Origin of the sequence: Candidatus Enterococcus moelleringii (assembly GCF_017377575.1) — a bacterium.
GTDB lineage: Bacteria > Bacillota > Bacilli > Lactobacillales > Enterococcaceae > Enterococcus_A > Enterococcus_A moelleringii.
The window spans coordinates 166879-182153 of the sequence record NZ_JAFREM010000004.1 but is presented as its reverse complement, the minus strand read 5'-3'; the positions used below and the strand labels follow the sequence as shown (position 1 = coordinate 182153).

The following is a 15275-nucleotide window of genomic DNA, read 5'->3' as shown; positions in this document are numbered from 1 at the left end:
ACAATCTGATGGAAATTATTCAAGGAATATTAATCATAGCACTATCTGTTTGGATGGTTTGGGACCAGCAAGGTCTGGTGGTAACAACGTGGTTTCCGATTATGGTGGCGTTGTTTGCAGGAATTATTATGGGAGATATGACAACAGCGATGGTTATCGGCGGAACCTTTCAGTTGATGGCGTTGGGTGTGGCAAATATCGGTGGTTCATCGGTGCCTAACTGGGGACTAGCTGCTTTAGTCGGTATCTATGTGGCGATTCGCACCACCAATAATATTGAAGAAGCCAAAGCTGTTGCTTTAGCAGTCGGTGTTCCAGTGGGAATGCTTGGAATTCAATTGGATGTTTTGGCAAAAATCTTGAACACTTATGTGACTCATGCGGCGCAAAGTGCAGCGAATAAAATGAACTTTAAAAAGATGAATCGGATTTTATGGTTAGGGCCAGTCATTTTTGGTTTATCAACCGCAGTACCTACGGCTTTGTGTGTAATTTTCGGAGATCGTATTGTCAATTTGATTTTGAATTTTGTACCAGAATGGTTTACGGATGGCTTGTCTATTGCCGGCGGTATGCTGCCGGTTGTCGGGATTGCTCTGCTGCTGCAAGTAATGCCAGTTAAAAAATATCTAACGATGTTATTAATCGGTTTCGTTTTGGCGGCTTACCTGAACTTACCGATCTTAGGTGTGTCAATTATCGGTTTCGCCTTGGCGTATTACTTCTTTACAACTGAAATGAAAAAGGGTACCCCAGGTGTGGCAACTGAAGTCGGCACCGTTGACGAAGGAGATGACTTTGATGAATAATCCCGAAACAAAACTAACTAAAAAAGATATTAATCAAGCAGCTTTCCGCTATATGTTTATGGCTTGCAACATTTTCAACTATGAAAATCAGCAGGGACCAGCCGTTGTTTATGGACTGGAAAAAGCGTTGCGCAAAATTCATCCGAATGATGAGGATTATGTGGCTTCCTTAAACAATCAGTTTAAATATTTCAACACAACTACATGGATGGCGAACTTGTTATTAGGTGCCAGCTTAGCTATGGAAGAAAAAGACGGCGTGGATTCTTTAGAAGCAGTCCAAAACTTTAAAACCGGGATGATGGGACCCTTAGCTGGAGTGGGCGATACGTTGGTTTGGGTTCTGTATCCAACTATCATGGGTTCAATTGCGGCTTATATGGGACTGGAAGGCAATCCGACTGGGGCGATTATCTGGTTACTGCTGAATATTTTCTTCTTGTTCTTCCGCTTCAAATTGTTCTCCATTGGCTACACTTCGGGAATTAAATTAGTGACGGTGTTGGGAGAAAAGATATCGGTCTTTACCGAAGCGGCTTCAGTCATGGGTTTGACCGTAGTGGGTGCCTTGATTCCATCGGTTGTTAAAATCAATGTCGGGTTAGTCTTTCAATCTGGGAAAGTCGAATTACCGATTCAATCTGAAATTTTAGACAGCATTATGCCAGCGCTGCTTCCGGCACTACTAACGATTGCGGTTTATAAATTAATTGCATCTAAAAAAATGACCGTGATCCAAATTATCTTTGCCGTAATTATCTTAGCTTTAGTTTTGTCATTCTTTGGTGTTTTGAGCGTTTAATAAAAATATAGGTACTTGTATTTTGAAAAAAGGGAGCAGCTTATGCGAAAAATTATTTTAGCCAGCCACCACAACTTGGCTGTAGGAATGAAAGATACTTTGGAATATATTATGCCGACTGTGGGAGAAGTTACCACAATTGCGGCGTACACCACAAACACACCGGTCAACGAAGAAATCGATGCTGCGTTAGCAGATGTTTCGGAAGCGGATGAAGCAATTATTTTCACCGACTTGATGGGAGGTTCGGTCAATCAAAACTTTACCAAATATTTAGCCCAGCCCAATATTCATCTGATTGCTGGGATGAATTTGCCGGTAATTATGTCTTGCTTGCTTCCATTAGGGGATGCGGCTATCGATCCGGAACAATTAAGGGGCGCTATTCAAGAGGGCCAGCAGCAGGTCGTTTATGTGAATGATTATTTAGCTGAACAAACAATGGATGAGGATGATGAATAATGACAGCTGAATGGTGGAAAAATAGTGTCGTCTATCAAGTGTATCCTCAAAGCTTTAAAGACAGCAACAATGATGGTATTGGTGACTTCCAAGGGATTATTGAAAAGCTGCCGTATCTAGCTAAGCTAGGTATTGATGTGATTTGGTTGAATCCGATTTTTGATTCGCCTTTGGTTGATAATGGGTACGACATCGCTGACTATGAAAAGATTCTGCCCCAGTATGGCACGATGGAGGATTTTAAGGAGTTATTGGACCAAGCACATCAGTTAAATATTCGGATTATCTTAGACTTGGTGGTTAATCATACCAGCGATTTGCATAAATGGTTTTTGGCCTCTAAAGAAGATCAGGAGAATCCTTATGCTGATTATTACATCTGGAAAGATCCTAAACCAGACGGGTCTGCTCCCAATAATTGGGGTTCAACCTTTGGCGGGCCGGCTTGGGAATATGTGGAAAGCCGCAATCAGTATTATCTTCACTGCTTTGCCAAGGAACAGCCTGATTTAAACTGGGAAAACGAAACGGTTCGTCAGGAAATCTATAACATGATGCGCAAGTGGTTTGAGCTGGGGATCGATGGGTTCCGCATGGACGTAATTAGTTTGATTAGCAAAGATCCGGCATATCCGGATGCACCAGGTACCTTGGCTTATACGAAATCCTATTATGCCGGTGCTTCAAATGGCCCGCGGGTGCATGAATTTCTTCACGAAATGAATCAAGAAGTTTTAAGCCATTACGATGTGATGACCGTGGGGGAGACTCCCAATACCAACAGCACTCAAGCGCAGCTTTATACTTTTCCTGAGCGAGAAGAATTAAATATGGTTTTCCATTTTGACCATATGCATTTGGACTATGGCAAGTTTGGCAAATTTTCAGATATTCGCTTCAAATTGAGTGATTTGCGCAACACCTTGACGGAATGGCAGAATCAATTAGCTCATGGGTGGAATTCTTTATATTGGAGCAACCATGATCAGCCGCGGGCAGTCACCCGTTTTGGCGATGATGGTGAGTATCGGGAAGTATCCGCAAAAATGTTGGGGACGCTTTTGCATATGATGAAGGGGACACCTTTTATTTTCCAAGGGGAAGAATTGGGGATGAAAAATGTACCTTTTACCGACATTTCCGAGTATCAAGATATTGAGACCAACTATTTTTATCAAGAAATGACCGCAGCAGGTGAGGCGCCGGAAGATATAAACAGAGCCGTCTATTTGAAGTCTCGGGACAATGCGCGGACACCAATGCCTTGGAATGGGGAAGCCAATAGCGGGTTTTCTGAGGCCAAGCCATGGATTGCTTATTCACCAGATAATCGCAGGATTAATGTGGAATCGACATTAGCTGATCCCAATTCGATCTTTTATCACTATCAAAAATTGATTGCCCTGCGGAAGGAGTATCCGATTATTCAATTGGGAGAGTACCAATTAATAAATGAAGAGGATTCGGCGGTTTACAGTTATCTGCGAACTTATCAAGATGAAACCTTATTAGTTCTTTGTTCCTTTAGTAAAGACAAGGTGAATGTCCGTGTGCCGCAGGAGTTGTTGGAAAAAGAATCAGCCTTGCTGATTAGTAATTATTCAGACACAGCAACTCAGCTGATTGCCGAGATGCCGCTGCGACCTTATGAAGCAGTTGTTTACCATTTAACCTAGCTTTTGTCAGCCTGTGAGAATCTCCTTGATTTCTCGCAGGTTTTTTTCTAGTATTAAAGAAGAGAGGGGCTGGTGCTGATGAATTTCGACCAACATATTAAAGTGAATTATGAGGCGCTGTCAGAAAATGAACAGGAAATGATTTACTATATCCGCAACCATCGCCAAGAGGTAATCAAGCTTTCGATTGTTGAATTAGGGGATCTCTTATTGTCTTCCAAAAGCTCGGTTCTGCGTTTAGCCAAGAAATTAGGGTTTCGCGGATTTTCCGACATGAAGTATTCCATTGAGGAGTCCCTGATGCAAAGTACCATTGCTCCCACCGATTTAGTTGCTTCGTTAAAAAAAGAAATCGATCAGACGTTTCAATACGCGGAACAAACGAATTTCCAACCTTTGTTAGATAAAATTAAACAGGCAAACCAGCTGCATCTGTATGCCACTGGCTTTACCCAAAACAATTACACGAAGGATTTTTCCAATGATTTGTTTTTATCTGGCCGACCGAACTTTTTGATTTCCGGTGAAACCAATTTTGAAATGATCAGTCACACGTTGACCGCAGAAGATTTAGTGATTGTGACCTCGTTGGGCGGCGACACACCTGCGATTAAGAATACGATTCGAAATTTAGAAATGAACAAGGTTCCCATTTGCAGCATAACTTCATTTGGGAAAAGCTTTCTGAGCGAGGCTGCCGATTTTCAACTGTATTATGAAATTACAGATCTGCCAAGTCCGGTGGTTAGCGGGGGTAGTTCAATGGTGGGCTTGAATATCATTTTGGCTATTTTAGCTCGTAAGTATCGGGAATTTGTTTTGTTTGATGAGTAAGAGAGTTAGGTAAATAAACTAAAAAGCACCGGAGAAGGAGTTTTAATTTCCTTCCACCGGTGTTTGTTTTGTTAAAGTAACGAATTTAAATTCTGTCTAAACCGCAGTCCAACCGCCATCAATAGCAATGGTTTGTCCTGTTGTATATGAAGAATTTTCAGAAGCAAATAGTAATAATTGTCCTAGAAGCTCTTCGATTTTTCCAGCACGTCCGATTGGTGTACGGAATTGTAATAATTGTTCCACTGATTCATCGACCACCATCATTTCGCTTGGGAACATACCTGGTGCGATGGCGTTGACGGTAATGTTGTATTGCGCCCATTCTTGAGCCAGACTGCGAGTGAAGTTTGGTACGGCGCCTTTTGTTGAATTGTAGGCTAAGTTCGGCATTTGCATGCCGGCGATGATACCAAACATAGAACCGGTGTTGATAATCCGACCGTATTTATTTTCGATCATATTTTTGCCGACTTCGCGAGCCATTAGGAAGTAGCCGGTTAAGCTGACATCCACTACTTGTTGCCAATCGGCTAAGGTTAAGTCAACGGATGGTGTCACTTGAATCGATCCTGCGTTATTGACTAAGATATCGATTTTGCCAAAATGATCCACTACTTTTTGAACAGCTTCAACTACGCCTGCTTCGTCAGTAACATCTAAACGAACGGGCAGACATTCTCCACCTGCGGCTTCAATTTCATTTTTTACTTCTTCTAAACGTTCAAGTCGACGAGCCATAACAGCTACTTTTGCTCCGTTTTCTGCTAAAGCTTTCGCATATTCGCGGCCTAACCCTGAAGATGCACCTGTAACAACAGCAACCCGCCCAGTTAAATCCAAATAATTTTTCAAAAAAATCTCCTCCTTACTAGTTTTACCATTTTAGTATATCAAAATGAAAGCCTTTTCTCAATTGTGAAAATGAACACATTCACTACAAATAGGTTTTAAAATTCTTTATGCAATCTGAATTGATAAACCTACAGGAAAGAAGCGTTTGGAAAACGGGGGGTGAACTTTTGAGTAAACGAAAAAATCTGTTAGCAGACTTAAAAGTCCGTTAACAGATTCTTAACTCGTATAATGTTTTGACGTGCCAGGAGGGACTGCCATGACAAACTGGCGTTTGTGGCTCGAATGCTGTTAGAGCTTTGCAAAAACTCCTAGTGACTGAACGATTACATTGGTCTTAAAACGTTCACGGCGCTTCAGCAGCGAATGGGGATGGGGAAATCAGTTCAGTTTCAGATTGCGTCAAAGAGATGCAGCGATGCTTAAACGAGAATAAGATATAATCAAAAATAGCCCTGGCTGATAGCCGGGGCTTCACTCTATAAATTAAGCAATTCTTTTTTCTTCGCGTCGAATTCTTCCTGGGTCAAGATCCCCATATCCACTAACTCTTTCAATTCCTTTAATTCCGCAACGACACTTTGCATAGGCTTGGCCGGCTCAGATATTTCCTTCGGCGCAGCTGCTAAGGGTTCAGATGGTGTTTCTCCAGGATCGTAAGTTTGTAAGGAAAGCAGATTGTTGTAGTCTTTGGTATCAGCGTTTATCGTTAATGTGATTCTACGATTGTCAGAGATCCGCAAGAGATTTACCTTTGCAAGAGACTTCACTTCAATTTCTTGGGTAGTTTCGCTGGTCTTACTATCGTGTTTTGTTTTCTTCAAACCCTTCTTTTTCTTCTTTTCTTTGCCTTTCGAGCCGGCATATGCACCAACTACTGTACCAACACCAGGTAACAATACTGTTCCAAGTACAGCGCCTGCAGCAACGCGACCAGATTTACCTTTTTTAACTGTGTCCGTTTCTGAGTCTGTAGTAGAACCGCCAGAAGTGTGGCTGTCAAATACTGTCTTGTAAGTCGGGCCATTAAAATCTGTGGACAGTAGATAATAGAATTCAGGGTTTTTCGGGTTAAGTACGAGCCGGTTATCATTCAATTGCATAATAGTAGTTCGACCAGATACAGCAGCAGGGGCGCTGCCGGAAACAATATCGACATTTACTTTCATGTAGACACCAGTGTTTTTGATATCCTCCTTTTTCGCGCGGAAGGCATCAAACTCGGATTCTAAATCTCTCCCCATTTCAGCATACCTATTATTGATTTCTTCAAGTGCAATTTTCTTTGAATTAAGTAAGTTCAACCCCAGATCTTTCTTAATGATTGTGTGGCAGTCAACACACGTCTTTTTACCGTCCATAAGTTTTACAGTATTGAGCATATTCAGAGGGGTTTCACAGTACCAACAAATAGTTTCTCCCTTCACTTAAATCACTCCTTTTTTTAATTATTGTATCATTAATAGAATAATTAAAAAAAGGGAAAACTAAAATTTGAGCATCAGTCGTAATTGATTTTATCGTGGGAAATGAGCATTGGTATATCTTTCTTCTTCCTTCAATAGAAGATACGCAATTATTTCGTTTCTTTTTCTCAAAATTAGACAAAAAAAGAGAGCCTTATCAGCTCCCACGAAATGTTTTTTTGAAATACTGCCTAACCCGCTTTGTAGCAACGTTTTTAGTCTGTTTTTGTACCACGAAACCTTGAATTCCACAAGAATTCCACAAGTTTTTCGTTAATGAATGTATGCTCAAATCCGCTTTATATCAATGTTTCTTAATTTCTTGTTACTTGATGTATATCATGATCCGTTAAAAATACGTGCCAGGAGGGATTCGAACCCACGACCGCTCGCTTAGAAGGCGAGTGCTCTATCCAGCTGAGCTACTAGCACAAGTAGTTTAGCAACACTAGCTATTATAGAAAAACTACTTTGGAATGTCAATCTTTATTTAGTTATTTTATTTGACGAAGTGCTATTTAGGGACCAATTGGACGGCATTTTCTTCTGTAATCAGCTTGTGACAGCTCTTGGAATTGCCGTAGGAATAGTCTTCGCGCCAAGAGAACAGCACCGTCACTGGTTTGTTTTCCCTCAGAGTGCAAACGATAATATTTTTTAAGTAGTGCCCAAAAAAATTGCCGGAACTATTCGTCCTTAGTAATCAGAGCCACGCCGTCACCTAACGGCAGCAGGGAAGAGGTCAGGTCTGGTGCTTTGGTGACAGCTTCCAAAAATTTGTTCAAATTGCGGTAGATGGCACGATTTTTTCTTGGTGTTTCTTCAATTGGATGGAACAGGGTGCCGGCTTGGAAAATATCGTCCACCATTAAAATGCCGCCGGGCTTCAATAAGCGCAGGCATTCTGGTAAAAAGGTGATGTATTTCGATTTGGCACTGTCCATGAAAATGAAGTCGTAAGGGCCTTCTAAGGTTTGCAGCAGGTCAGCTGCTTCGCCTTCTAGTAAAGTTACGCGATCAGTTAGACCCATTTTTTCAAAGGTTGCTTTGGCCTTTTCGATCATCACTGGGAAGCGATCAATAGTAGTGATGTGGGCAACTTCACCTAGGGTTTCGGCCATTAAGCTAGCTGAAAACCCGATGGCGGTACCGATTTCCAACACGTTTTTAGCTTTTACTTGTTTTAATAGAAATTGCAAAAAGACCACGGTTTCGTGGGGGATGACAGGGACGCCTTGTTCGTGGGCATAGGCCTCCAGTTCACCGAGTTTTCCAGTTAGTTGTTTTTGTTCAGTTCGCATATAATCTAGAACATCTTGATTCACAATTGGGCGGTGCATCATTTCGTTACGCATGTTGTTCCCTCTCTTTCAATAATAAGCCGAGCTGTTGCCAGTCTTCGGCGATGGTTTCGGTTAGTGAGCGATTGTAAAAAATCGCCGCCGGGTGATACAAGGGATAGACCAGGTATCCTTTTTGAGAAAATTGATAGCCGTTTTGTTCCGGGTTCATTTCAAGGACCGGACCTTGGTAAAGTTGTCCGTGGGCCTCGGTGATATGCCGTTTAGAACCCAACAATCGCTGTAAGCCGATATTGCCTAAGGTGGCGATAAGCGACGGTTCGATCACAGACAGTTCGTAGTCAAAAATCGGCGTGTGAGCTAGAATTTCCTTTTTCGTTGGTGTGCGATTGGGATAAACGGTTTCCGGCTGCTGCGTTTTGCGATTGATCCGATGCACGACTTTAAATGGACGACTGCGAACAGCGCTGGTAATATAAGTGTTTTCCCGGGTCAAACCAACGGATGCCATGGCGCGTATCAACTCTTTGCCGGCAGCGCCGCTAAATGGGATGTGATTTTCCACTTCGTTGCGACCAGGAGCTTCCCCCAGCAGCATTAATTTCGGCTGCCTCGGACCTTGACCGGCCACGAAGCCTTCCAGCTGCATTCCTTTTGAACGAATTTGCACCAGCTGCACCAATTTTTCCGGATATTCCATCTATTTCACCTCGCCTTTCTATAGTAAAGAATAACCTAGCCCCGCGTCAATAATTTAATCATTGACTTGGCAGTATTTTTTTAGTAAACTAAGAATGTTGTAATTGTGGACTCCACAGCTACAACCGCGCAGAGCAAGTCTTAAGTACGCAAGTCACTTGTGATGGCGAGTCTAAGTATAAAATATAAGGAGGTGCCACAAGCATGTACGCAATCATCAAAACAGGCGGCAAACAAATCAAAGTTGAAGAAGGTCAAGCAATCTACATCGAAAAATTAGATGTTGAAGCTGGCGAAAAAGTCACTTTTGATCAAGTAGTTTTAGTCGGCGGTGAATCTACGAAAGTAGGAGCTCCGATCGTTGAAGGTGCAATCGTTGAAGGTACAGTTGAAAAACACGGCAAACAAAAGAAAGTCGTAACATTCAAGTACAAACCTAAAAAACATTCACACCGTAAACAAGGTCATCGTCAACCTTACACTAAAGTTGTCATTGACTCAATCAAAGCGTAAACTGCTGAAAGAAGGTGCCGAATGATACTAGGTACATTCACACGTAATGAAGCAGGTCGTATTGTTTCTTTTGAACTCTCTGGCCATGCGCAATCCGGTGAATACGGACACGATATCGTTTGTGCCGGTGTTTCCGCTCTAGCAATCAGTACCGTTAACGGCATTGACGCGCTGGCAGGAACGCAGCCAATCATTGATGCGGATGAAGTTGAAGGTGGTTACCTTTATGCGGAACTCGTTTCGGGATTGACTCAGGAGCAAACCAATATCACGCAAATTTTATTAGAAAATTTGTTGTTGGGCTTACAGGCCATTGAACTTGAGAACGATCAGTATATCCAAACAAAAACAATCAAACAATAATCAGGAGGTGCATCTTATGTTGATGAAAATGAATTTGCAATTCTTCGCTCATAAAAAAGGTGGCGGTTCAACTTCTAACGGACGTGACTCAGAATCTAAACGTTTAGGCGCTAAACGTGCAGACGGTCAAACTGTTACAGGTGGATCAATCCTTTACCGCCAACGCGGTACAAGAATCTTCCCAGGCGAAAACGTGGGTAGAGGCGGAGATGATACTTTGTATGCGAAAGTTGACGGCGTAGTACGTTTCGAACGTAAAGGCCGCGACAAAAAACAAGTATCAGTATATCCAGTAGCTTCAGAAGCTTAATTAGTAAAGATAAGGCCAGAATCCTTTGGGGTTTTGGTCTTTTTTTGTATACAGTTTGGGATGATTGGAGATTTGGATTTCTTCTGGAAATTGATTCGAGAGTACAAAAGGTGTATAATAGGTGTATAAATTCATTTGCATGAAAGAGGTGTCTTTGATGAAAACTAAAGAGAGATTAAACGTTAATTTAGACAAAGATCTGAAAGAAGAAACTTCAAAAGTTTTAGATGAGTTGGGCTTAGACTACACTACTGCTATAACTATGTATTTTAAACAGATCGTAAACAAGAAAAAAATCCCATTTGAAATTTCAACTGAGAAATACTACTCTGTGGAAGAGGTTTTTGGTGATAATTGGCGAGATAGAGTAGCTGAACTTGAGGATGAATGGGAATGAGATATGAAATCAAATTGACTAAGTCGTCTAAGAGAGATTTGGCAAGGTTAGATAACAGTCAGAAGGATCAAATCCTGAAGTCATTCGTCAAAATTGAGCAAAGTGGAATGTCAGCTGGTCAACAATTGCATGGCAAATTGAAAGATTGCCGAAAGCTCAAGCATAAGAAATTAGGGCTGAGAGTGATTTTTCGAGAATCTGCAATAGGCATCGAGATTATTGAAATAGTAGTTGTAGGTAAGCGAGCAGACAGTGAAGTCTATACGTTAGCTGAGAAAAGACTCGGGAGATAAAGGTGGGGTAACTTAACTTAGGTTAAGTTGCTTTACCTTTATTTTTTGTTGAAAGAATGTCGTCTTTTGCATGTATTTTTTCAAAAGACGTATCAATCATTAAACCCTCAATTTTTGATGGAAGCACCTCATTCTAAACAAAGAATGAAAATTTGGAAAGAATAACTTGTAAGTTTTCATCCGCTTAGGTACTATTACCCTATATTTCTTCACATTATATAATATAGATTGTAGGGGTTTGATGGATAAAAAGCTTTCGTTTAAGCAGTATTTATATGTAGGATCAATGTTGTTTGGTCTATTTTTTGGGGCGGGGAATTTAATCTTTCCTGTGAATATGGGGCAGCTCGCTGGTGAGAATGTGTTTATGGCGAACCTGGGCTTTTTGGTTACCGGGATTGGCTTGCCTTTTCTTGGAGTTATTGCGATCGGGATTTCCCAGAGTAAGGGAGTTTTCGAGCTGGCCTCAAAGATTGATCGGAGATATGCTTTTATTTTCACTATTTTGATCTATCTGGTGATTGGTCCGTTTTTTGCGTTGCCGCGCTTGGCGACCACTTCTTTTGAAATTGGGTTGGCGCCGTTTATCGGCAGCGGGGATCAAAAAATTGCTCTGGCAGTCTTTAGTTTGGTATTCTTTCTAGCAACTTGGTTCTTTTCACGAAAACCGACTAAGATTTTGGATTATGTTGGAAAATTCTTAAATCCGATCTTTTTGCTGTTGTTGGGGGCGCTGCTATTTTTAGGCTTTACTCGTCCTTTGGGGCCGGTGGCCGGCACGGCGGTACAGCCGGTGTATCAAACAACGGCATTTGCTCAAGGCTTTATTGAAGGCTACAACACGCTGGATGCGTTGGCTTCGCTGGCGTTTGGGATTATTATTGTGACCACCATTCAATCGATGGGTGTCATCAAGCCAAATCAAATCACCAGAGACACGATTAAGTCTGGTGCCATCAGCATTTTTCTGATGGGAATCATCTACAGCATGTTGGCGTACCTGGGAACGATGAGTTTGGGGAAATTTGCCATCAGTGAAAATGGCGGAATCGCTCTAGCGCAAATCGCCAATGAGTATCTAGGCACGGCGGGTAGTGTCCTGCTGGCATTGATCGTTATTTCGGCTTGTTTGAAAACGGCAATTGGCTTAGTAACGGCTTTTTCGGAAACCTTCGTGGAATTATTTCCGAAACACAGCTATCAATTTTTTATTGTCTTGGCTAGTGTCTTGCCGTGTTTGTTTGCCAATGTTGGCTTGACCAATATTATCAAAATATCTTTACCGGTCTTGATGTTTGTCTATCCGTTGGCGATGACGCTGATTTTATTATCAATTGCAGGTCCGTTGTTTAAGCATCGCCGGGGGGTGTATCAAATGACTACGGCCTTCACCATCGTTCCAGCGATTTTTGATGGGTTGGCAGCTAGTCCTGCTGGAATTTCTAATAGTCCAGTTGTCAGTTCGCTTTTGACTTTTGTTGGAAAGTATTTGCCGTTTTTCCATATCGGTATGGGCTGGATTTTACCGGCAGTAGTTGGGTTCTTGATTGGATTGGTTTATGCAATGTATGGGGAAAAGCATGTGAAATATTCAGGGTAGTGAGTTAAGTCCATCTTCGGGTGGGCTTTTTTTTAATGGAAAAAACTTTGACTTTCTTGTTGGATCGCTATACAATCGTTTTAGACATTTGTCGATAATAGAAGGGGTGAGTATGAATGGTAGAAATAAAAAAGCTGCCGGATGCGGAATTTGAAGTAATGAAGGTGATTTGGCATTCGGAAATACCAGTTGTTGGGAACACAATTGTAGAAAAGCTGGGATTAGAAACGAAGAAGGAATGGAAGCTGCAAACAGTCCATAAGTTATTATCGCGGTTGGAAGAGAGAGGCTTTTTGCGATCGGAGAAAAATGGCAAGCAGCGTTTTTTTACGCCTTTGATTATGGAAGAAGACTATCTGCAATATGAGGCGCAAAATTTTGTGAAGTCTCATTATGAAGGTTCGCTTTTAAATTTGGTGAATGCGATGTACCAAGGGAAAAACTTGGATGAACAGGACCTGGATGAGCTGCAGGAGTGGTTAGACGAAAGGAGTAAACGGGATGATTGATTTTATGGTAGCGTTGTTTAGTTGTTCGCTAGGGATGAGTTTGATGATGGCAATGTTTTTAGTATTGGTACGCTTTTTTCAGCAAAGGTTTTCCCCTAGATTCTTTTACTATCTTTCGGTAGCGCTGCTTTTTGGGTTTGCAATTCCGTTTCGGGTGAAGCTGCCGCATTTTTTGATAGGCAGGACAGTAAATCCATCAAACACGGTTTCTCTCCAAGAAAATATTGTGACAGCAGTGCAGGAAAATACAGTACTGGAAACCGGCAAGTGGTATTCAATGGTTGATCCAGTGTTCACATGCTGGCTGATTGTTGCCGCATTGATTCTGATTTATTATGTGGTGCAGCACGTGGAGTTCACCCGGACACTTAATCGTTGGATAGAATCGGATGATCATTTGTTATCAAAGCTGGATATTTCAACGGATTTAAAAACGGTTCGCTGTAAATGTATTACTACTCCGATGCTGGTTCAGTTGGATCAACCGACAATTTTGCTGCCGGATGTAGACTATTCACCGGAAGAATTGGCGCTGATTATTCAGCATGAAGAGATCCATTTCTTGAGAAAGGATTGGCTGTTGCGAGGAGTAATGATTTTCGCGGTGGCGCTTCATTGGTTCAATCCACTGGTGTATGTCTTGGCGCGGCAGATGACGAAGTGGTGCGAAATTTCTTGTGATGAAGAAGTAACCAAAAATTTAAGCAGGGCCCAACGCTACAAATATGCCGACATTATCCTCGAAACAGTTAGAAGACAATCGAAACAAAGTATGCTGTCTTCGTTATTGTCTGACGGAAAACACGAGTTGCAGCAGCGGCTTTCCTTTATTGTTGAGACTAGAAAGCGGCCTTTTAATGCCGATGGGCTAGTTGTATGTCTGCTTTTGATCCTTGGTGGAAGCACCGCTATTAGCCTCCCCACTAGTGCGGCGACCGGTGGGAGCATCGATATCAGTATTCCTGAGGGCGAGCTGTCTGTTGAAGAGTACTACCAAACGGAAGCTGAGAGAAAGGCAGAGTTTGAGATAGCGATGTCGGAAGTGTTCAGTAATGAGTTTAAAGAAAGCGACTTTGCTGGGATGACGATCAGCTATGATGAAAGGGGTGTGCCGATTGTCAGGGATCCTAATGCCGAAGAAAGGAACCATGCAATATCTGCAAAAACAAAAAAACGGCTTACCAGCTTCTACTCCTCTTCATCCTGTGATAAGGATTCTCTGTATTTCCAAGTGGAAAGAGACAACATTATTGGCGTAACTGCCGGCGGATATGGCTACAAAGCTGTTAAAGTGAAGTATGCTGGAAAGACTGGTTACATGAAAAGTTCAAATATTACTTTTAGATTCTAATAGGACGCTCAATCTTATTTTTGGATTGAGCTTTTTTGGTGCGCTAAATTTTACAGCTGCTCAAAGCATCCCGCTCAGCCGGCTTCAGCTTGAAGGTAGTTGAGCCAATGTTCTGCTCCACATGGTGAAGTTTAGTAGCACCAGGGATGGCAAAGACGGTTTCGCCGTGTGAGTGGATCAACCAATTGAGGGCAATTTGAGCTGGAGTCTTATCATATTGATCGCCTAGTTCCTTCAAGAGGTCGATAAGCGGCTGGGTTTTCTGCAGCTTTTTCTCGGTAATGCCAGATTGATATTTGCGCAGGAAGAAAAGCTGCCGCATTAATTCAGGATGTTCATGAAATTTCCCCGTCAGCAGGCCTTGCTGCAAAGGTGAATAGGCAATAATGGAAATGCCGAGTCGTTTGGCTGTATCAAGTACACCGTTTTGTTCGATTTTCCGATTCACCAGGTTGTAGCAGACTTGGTTAGAAACAAGTTGGGCTCCGGCATCCTGCAGATAAAGGTGAGCTTTTTCCATTTGTTTAGGGGAAAAGTTGCTGACACCGACATAGCTGATTTTGTGCTGGTAGACTAATTCGCACATCGCCTCTACTTGCTTTTCGATGGAAGAAAAAGAAGTGGGATGGTGAATTTGATAGAGATCAATGGTTGATTTTTGTAAAAGGGCTAGACGTTGGTCAATTGTTGTGGTTATTGAGCGAGCCGTTCTAGCCAAGGGCCACCACTTGTCAGCGATATATGGGGCTGTCATGCCTTCGCTTTCCAATTCTTGAATGATTCTGCCGATGACTCGTTCTGATTCACCGTTGCCATAGGCTTCGGCGGTATCCACCCAGTTGACGCCGTTTTCTAAACTGATTCTTAGGATTTCTTTCATCGTTTGGAAATCCACCTGATTCCAAAATTTTGAAGTTAGTCCGTTTCCTCCTGAAAACTGCCAAGTACCTAAGCCGATGGGAGATAAGGCTAGTTCGGTTGTTCCGAGTTTTCTTGTTTCCATCCAATCCTTCTTTCCTGCTGCGTTTGTGATAT

18 protein-coding genes, 1 tRNA gene and 1 other annotated feature are annotated in these 15275 nt (G+C 42.1%); of the genes, 13 read left to right on the top strand and 6 right to left on the bottom strand.

Annotated elements, in window-relative coordinates:
- Window positions 1-8 precede the first annotated feature (8 nt).
- The 5 genes from JZO70_RS02695 (at window position 9) to JZO70_RS02675 (ending at window position 4583) form a co-directional block, all read left to right on the top strand.
- The gene (locus tag JZO70_RS02695; RefSeq protein ID WP_207671998.1) at window positions 9-809 is read left to right on the top strand and encodes a PTS mannose/fructose/sorbose/N-acetylgalactosamine transporter subunit IIC; all 801 of its coding nucleotides are present in this window, start codon (window positions 9-11) and stop codon (window positions 807-809) included.
- A complete protein-coding gene (locus tag JZO70_RS02690) occupies window positions 802-1611 on the top strand; it encodes a PTS system mannose/fructose/sorbose family transporter subunit IID (protein ID WP_207671997.1) in 810 nt (269 codons plus the stop codon). The genes JZO70_RS02695 and JZO70_RS02690 overlap by 8 nt, the downstream gene beginning before the upstream one ends.
- 42 nt (window positions 1612-1653) lie before the next feature.
- Window positions 1654-2073 (top strand): PTS sugar transporter subunit IIA, encoded by a 420-nt coding sequence (locus tag JZO70_RS02685; protein WP_207671996.1) that lies wholly within the window; start codon window positions 1654-1656, stop codon window positions 2071-2073.
- Window positions 2073-3749, top strand: coding sequence for a glycoside hydrolase family 13 protein (locus tag JZO70_RS02680; protein WP_207671995.1), 1677 nt, complete (start codon window positions 2073-2075; stop codon window positions 3747-3749). Before JZO70_RS02685 ends, JZO70_RS02680 begins: the two co-directional genes overlap by 1 nt.
- A 78-nt stretch (window positions 3750-3827) precedes the next feature.
- Complete coding sequence (locus JZO70_RS02675; protein ID WP_207671994.1) at window positions 3828-4583, top strand: MurR/RpiR family transcriptional regulator; 756 nt, start codon at window positions 3828-3830, stop codon at window positions 4581-4583.
- A gap of 96 nt (window positions 4584-4679) precedes the next feature.
- On the opposite strand, the gene JZO70_RS02670 is transcribed toward JZO70_RS02675, so the two are convergent.
- The 5 genes from JZO70_RS02670 to JZO70_RS02650 all read right to left on the bottom strand — a co-directional run bounded on the left by JZO70_RS02670 (window position 4680) and on the right by JZO70_RS02650 (window position 8905).
- On the bottom strand, window positions 4680-5438 hold the full coding sequence (locus JZO70_RS02670) for an SDR family NAD(P)-dependent oxidoreductase (protein ID WP_207671993.1): 759 nt from the start codon (window positions 5436-5438) through the stop codon (window positions 4680-4682).
- Window positions 5439-5917: 479 nt separating this feature from the next.
- On the bottom strand, window positions 5918-6865 hold the full coding sequence (locus JZO70_RS02665) for an SHOCT domain-containing protein (protein ID WP_347565075.1): 948 nt from the start codon (window positions 6863-6865) through the stop codon (window positions 5918-5920).
- 397 nt (window positions 6866-7262) lie between these two features.
- Window positions 7263-7336: transfer RNA gene (locus tag JZO70_RS02660), tRNA-Arg, on the bottom strand.
- A 254-nt stretch (window positions 7337-7590) separates the two neighbouring features.
- Window positions 7591-8259 carry an O-methyltransferase gene (locus tag JZO70_RS02655; protein ID WP_207671992.1) on the bottom strand — a complete coding sequence of 223 codons (669 nt, stop codon included), beginning with the start codon at window positions 8257-8259 and terminating at the stop codon, window positions 7591-7593.
- Entirely contained in the window at window positions 8252-8905 is a 654-nt protein-coding gene (locus JZO70_RS02650) for a uracil-DNA glycosylase (RefSeq protein ID WP_207671991.1), read from the bottom strand. The genes JZO70_RS02655 and JZO70_RS02650 overlap by 8 nt, the downstream gene beginning before the upstream one ends.
- 112 nt (window positions 8906-9017) lie before the next feature.
- Window positions 9018-9088: a sequence feature (ribosomal protein L21 leader region), on the top strand.
- 20 nt (window positions 9089-9108) lie between these two features.
- Here JZO70_RS02650 and rplU point away from each other — a divergent pair.
- The 8 genes from rplU to JZO70_RS02610 all read left to right on the top strand — a co-directional run bounded on the left by rplU (window position 9109) and on the right by JZO70_RS02610 (window position 14240).
- Complete coding sequence (gene rplU / locus JZO70_RS02645) at window positions 9109-9417, top strand: 50S ribosomal protein L21 (protein WP_207671990.1); 309 nt, start codon at window positions 9109-9111, stop codon at window positions 9415-9417.
- 21 nt (window positions 9418-9438) lie between these two features.
- Window positions 9439-9780, top strand: a complete 342-nt coding sequence (locus tag JZO70_RS02640; RefSeq protein WP_207671989.1) for a ribosomal-processing cysteine protease Prp — start codon at window positions 9439-9441, stop codon at window positions 9778-9780.
- A 16-nt stretch (window positions 9781-9796) separates the two neighbouring features.
- A complete protein-coding gene (gene rpmA / locus JZO70_RS02635; RefSeq protein WP_207671988.1) occupies window positions 9797-10090 on the top strand; it encodes a 50S ribosomal protein L27 in 294 nt (97 codons plus the stop codon).
- 157 nt (window positions 10091-10247) lie between these two features.
- Complete coding sequence (locus JZO70_RS02630) at window positions 10248-10487, top strand: type II toxin-antitoxin system RelB/DinJ family antitoxin (RefSeq protein WP_207671987.1); 240 nt, start codon at window positions 10248-10250, stop codon at window positions 10485-10487.
- On the top strand, window positions 10484-10780 hold the full coding sequence (locus JZO70_RS02625; RefSeq protein WP_207671986.1) for a type II toxin-antitoxin system RelE family toxin: 297 nt from the start codon (window positions 10484-10486) through the stop codon (window positions 10778-10780). The genes JZO70_RS02630 and JZO70_RS02625 overlap by 4 nt, the downstream gene beginning before the upstream one ends.
- 241 nt (window positions 10781-11021) lie before the next feature.
- Window positions 11022-12380 (top strand): branched-chain amino acid transport system II carrier protein, encoded by a 1359-nt coding sequence (gene brnQ / locus JZO70_RS02620; RefSeq protein ID WP_207671985.1) that lies wholly within the window; start codon window positions 11022-11024, stop codon window positions 12378-12380.
- 116 nt (window positions 12381-12496) lie between these two features.
- Window positions 12497-12889 (top strand): BlaI/MecI/CopY family transcriptional regulator, encoded by a 393-nt coding sequence (locus JZO70_RS02615; RefSeq protein ID WP_207671984.1) that lies wholly within the window; start codon window positions 12497-12499, stop codon window positions 12887-12889.
- Complete coding sequence (locus JZO70_RS02610) at window positions 12882-14240, top strand: M56 family metallopeptidase (RefSeq protein ID WP_207671983.1); 1359 nt, start codon at window positions 12882-12884, stop codon at window positions 14238-14240. The genes JZO70_RS02615 and JZO70_RS02610 overlap by 8 nt, the downstream gene beginning before the upstream one ends.
- Window positions 14241-14283: 43 nt before the next feature.
- On the opposite strand, the gene JZO70_RS02605 is transcribed toward JZO70_RS02610, so the two are convergent.
- The gene (locus JZO70_RS02605; RefSeq protein WP_207671982.1) at window positions 14284-15243 is read right to left on the bottom strand and encodes an aldo/keto reductase; all 960 of its coding nucleotides are present in this window, start codon (window positions 15241-15243) and stop codon (window positions 14284-14286) included.
- Window positions 15244-15275 lie beyond the last annotated feature (32 nt).

Bases quoted from the DNA above. Each gene is read 5' to 3' on its own strand.
- JZO70_RS02695 (WP_207671998.1), top strand. From the start codon at position 9: ATGGAAATTATTCAAGGAATATTAATCATAGCACTATCTGTTTGGATG.
- JZO70_RS02690 (WP_207671997.1), top strand. From the start codon at position 802: ATGAATAATCCCGAAACAAAACTAACTAAAAAAGATATTAATCAAGCA.
- JZO70_RS02685 (WP_207671996.1), top strand. From the start codon at position 1,654: ATGCGAAAAATTATTTTAGCCAGCCACCACAACTTGGCTGTAGGAATG.
- JZO70_RS02680 (WP_207671995.1), top strand. From the start codon at position 2,073: ATGACAGCTGAATGGTGGAAAAATAGTGTCGTCTATCAAGTGTATCCT.
- JZO70_RS02675 (WP_207671994.1), top strand. From the start codon at position 3,828: ATGAATTTCGACCAACATATTAAAGTGAATTATGAGGCGCTGTCAGAA.
- JZO70_RS02655 (WP_207671992.1), bottom strand. From the start codon at position 8,259: ATGCGTAACGAAATGATGCACCGCCCAATTGTGAATCAAGATGTTCTA.
- JZO70_RS02650 (WP_207671991.1), bottom strand. From the start codon at position 8,905: ATGGAATATCCGGAAAAATTGGTGCAGCTGGTGCAAATTCGTTCAAAA.
- rplU (WP_207671990.1), top strand. From the start codon at position 9,109: ATGTACGCAATCATCAAAACAGGCGGCAAACAAATCAAAGTTGAAGAA.
- JZO70_RS02640 (WP_207671989.1), top strand. From the start codon at position 9,439: ATGATACTAGGTACATTCACACGTAATGAAGCAGGTCGTATTGTTTCT.
- rpmA (WP_207671988.1), top strand. From the start codon at position 9,797: ATGTTGATGAAAATGAATTTGCAATTCTTCGCTCATAAAAAAGGTGGC.
- JZO70_RS02630 (WP_207671987.1), top strand. From the start codon at position 10,248: ATGAAAACTAAAGAGAGATTAAACGTTAATTTAGACAAAGATCTGAAA.
- JZO70_RS02625 (WP_207671986.1), top strand. From the start codon at position 10,484: ATGAGATATGAAATCAAATTGACTAAGTCGTCTAAGAGAGATTTGGCA.
- brnQ (WP_207671985.1), top strand. From the start codon at position 11,022: ATGGATAAAAAGCTTTCGTTTAAGCAGTATTTATATGTAGGATCAATG.
- JZO70_RS02615 (WP_207671984.1), top strand. From the start codon at position 12,497: ATGGTAGAAATAAAAAAGCTGCCGGATGCGGAATTTGAAGTAATGAAG.
- JZO70_RS02610 (WP_207671983.1), top strand. From the start codon at position 12,882: ATGATTGATTTTATGGTAGCGTTGTTTAGTTGTTCGCTAGGGATGAGT.
- JZO70_RS02605 (WP_207671982.1), bottom strand. From the start codon at position 15,243: ATGGAAACAAGAAAACTCGGAACAACCGAACTAGCCTTATCTCCCATC.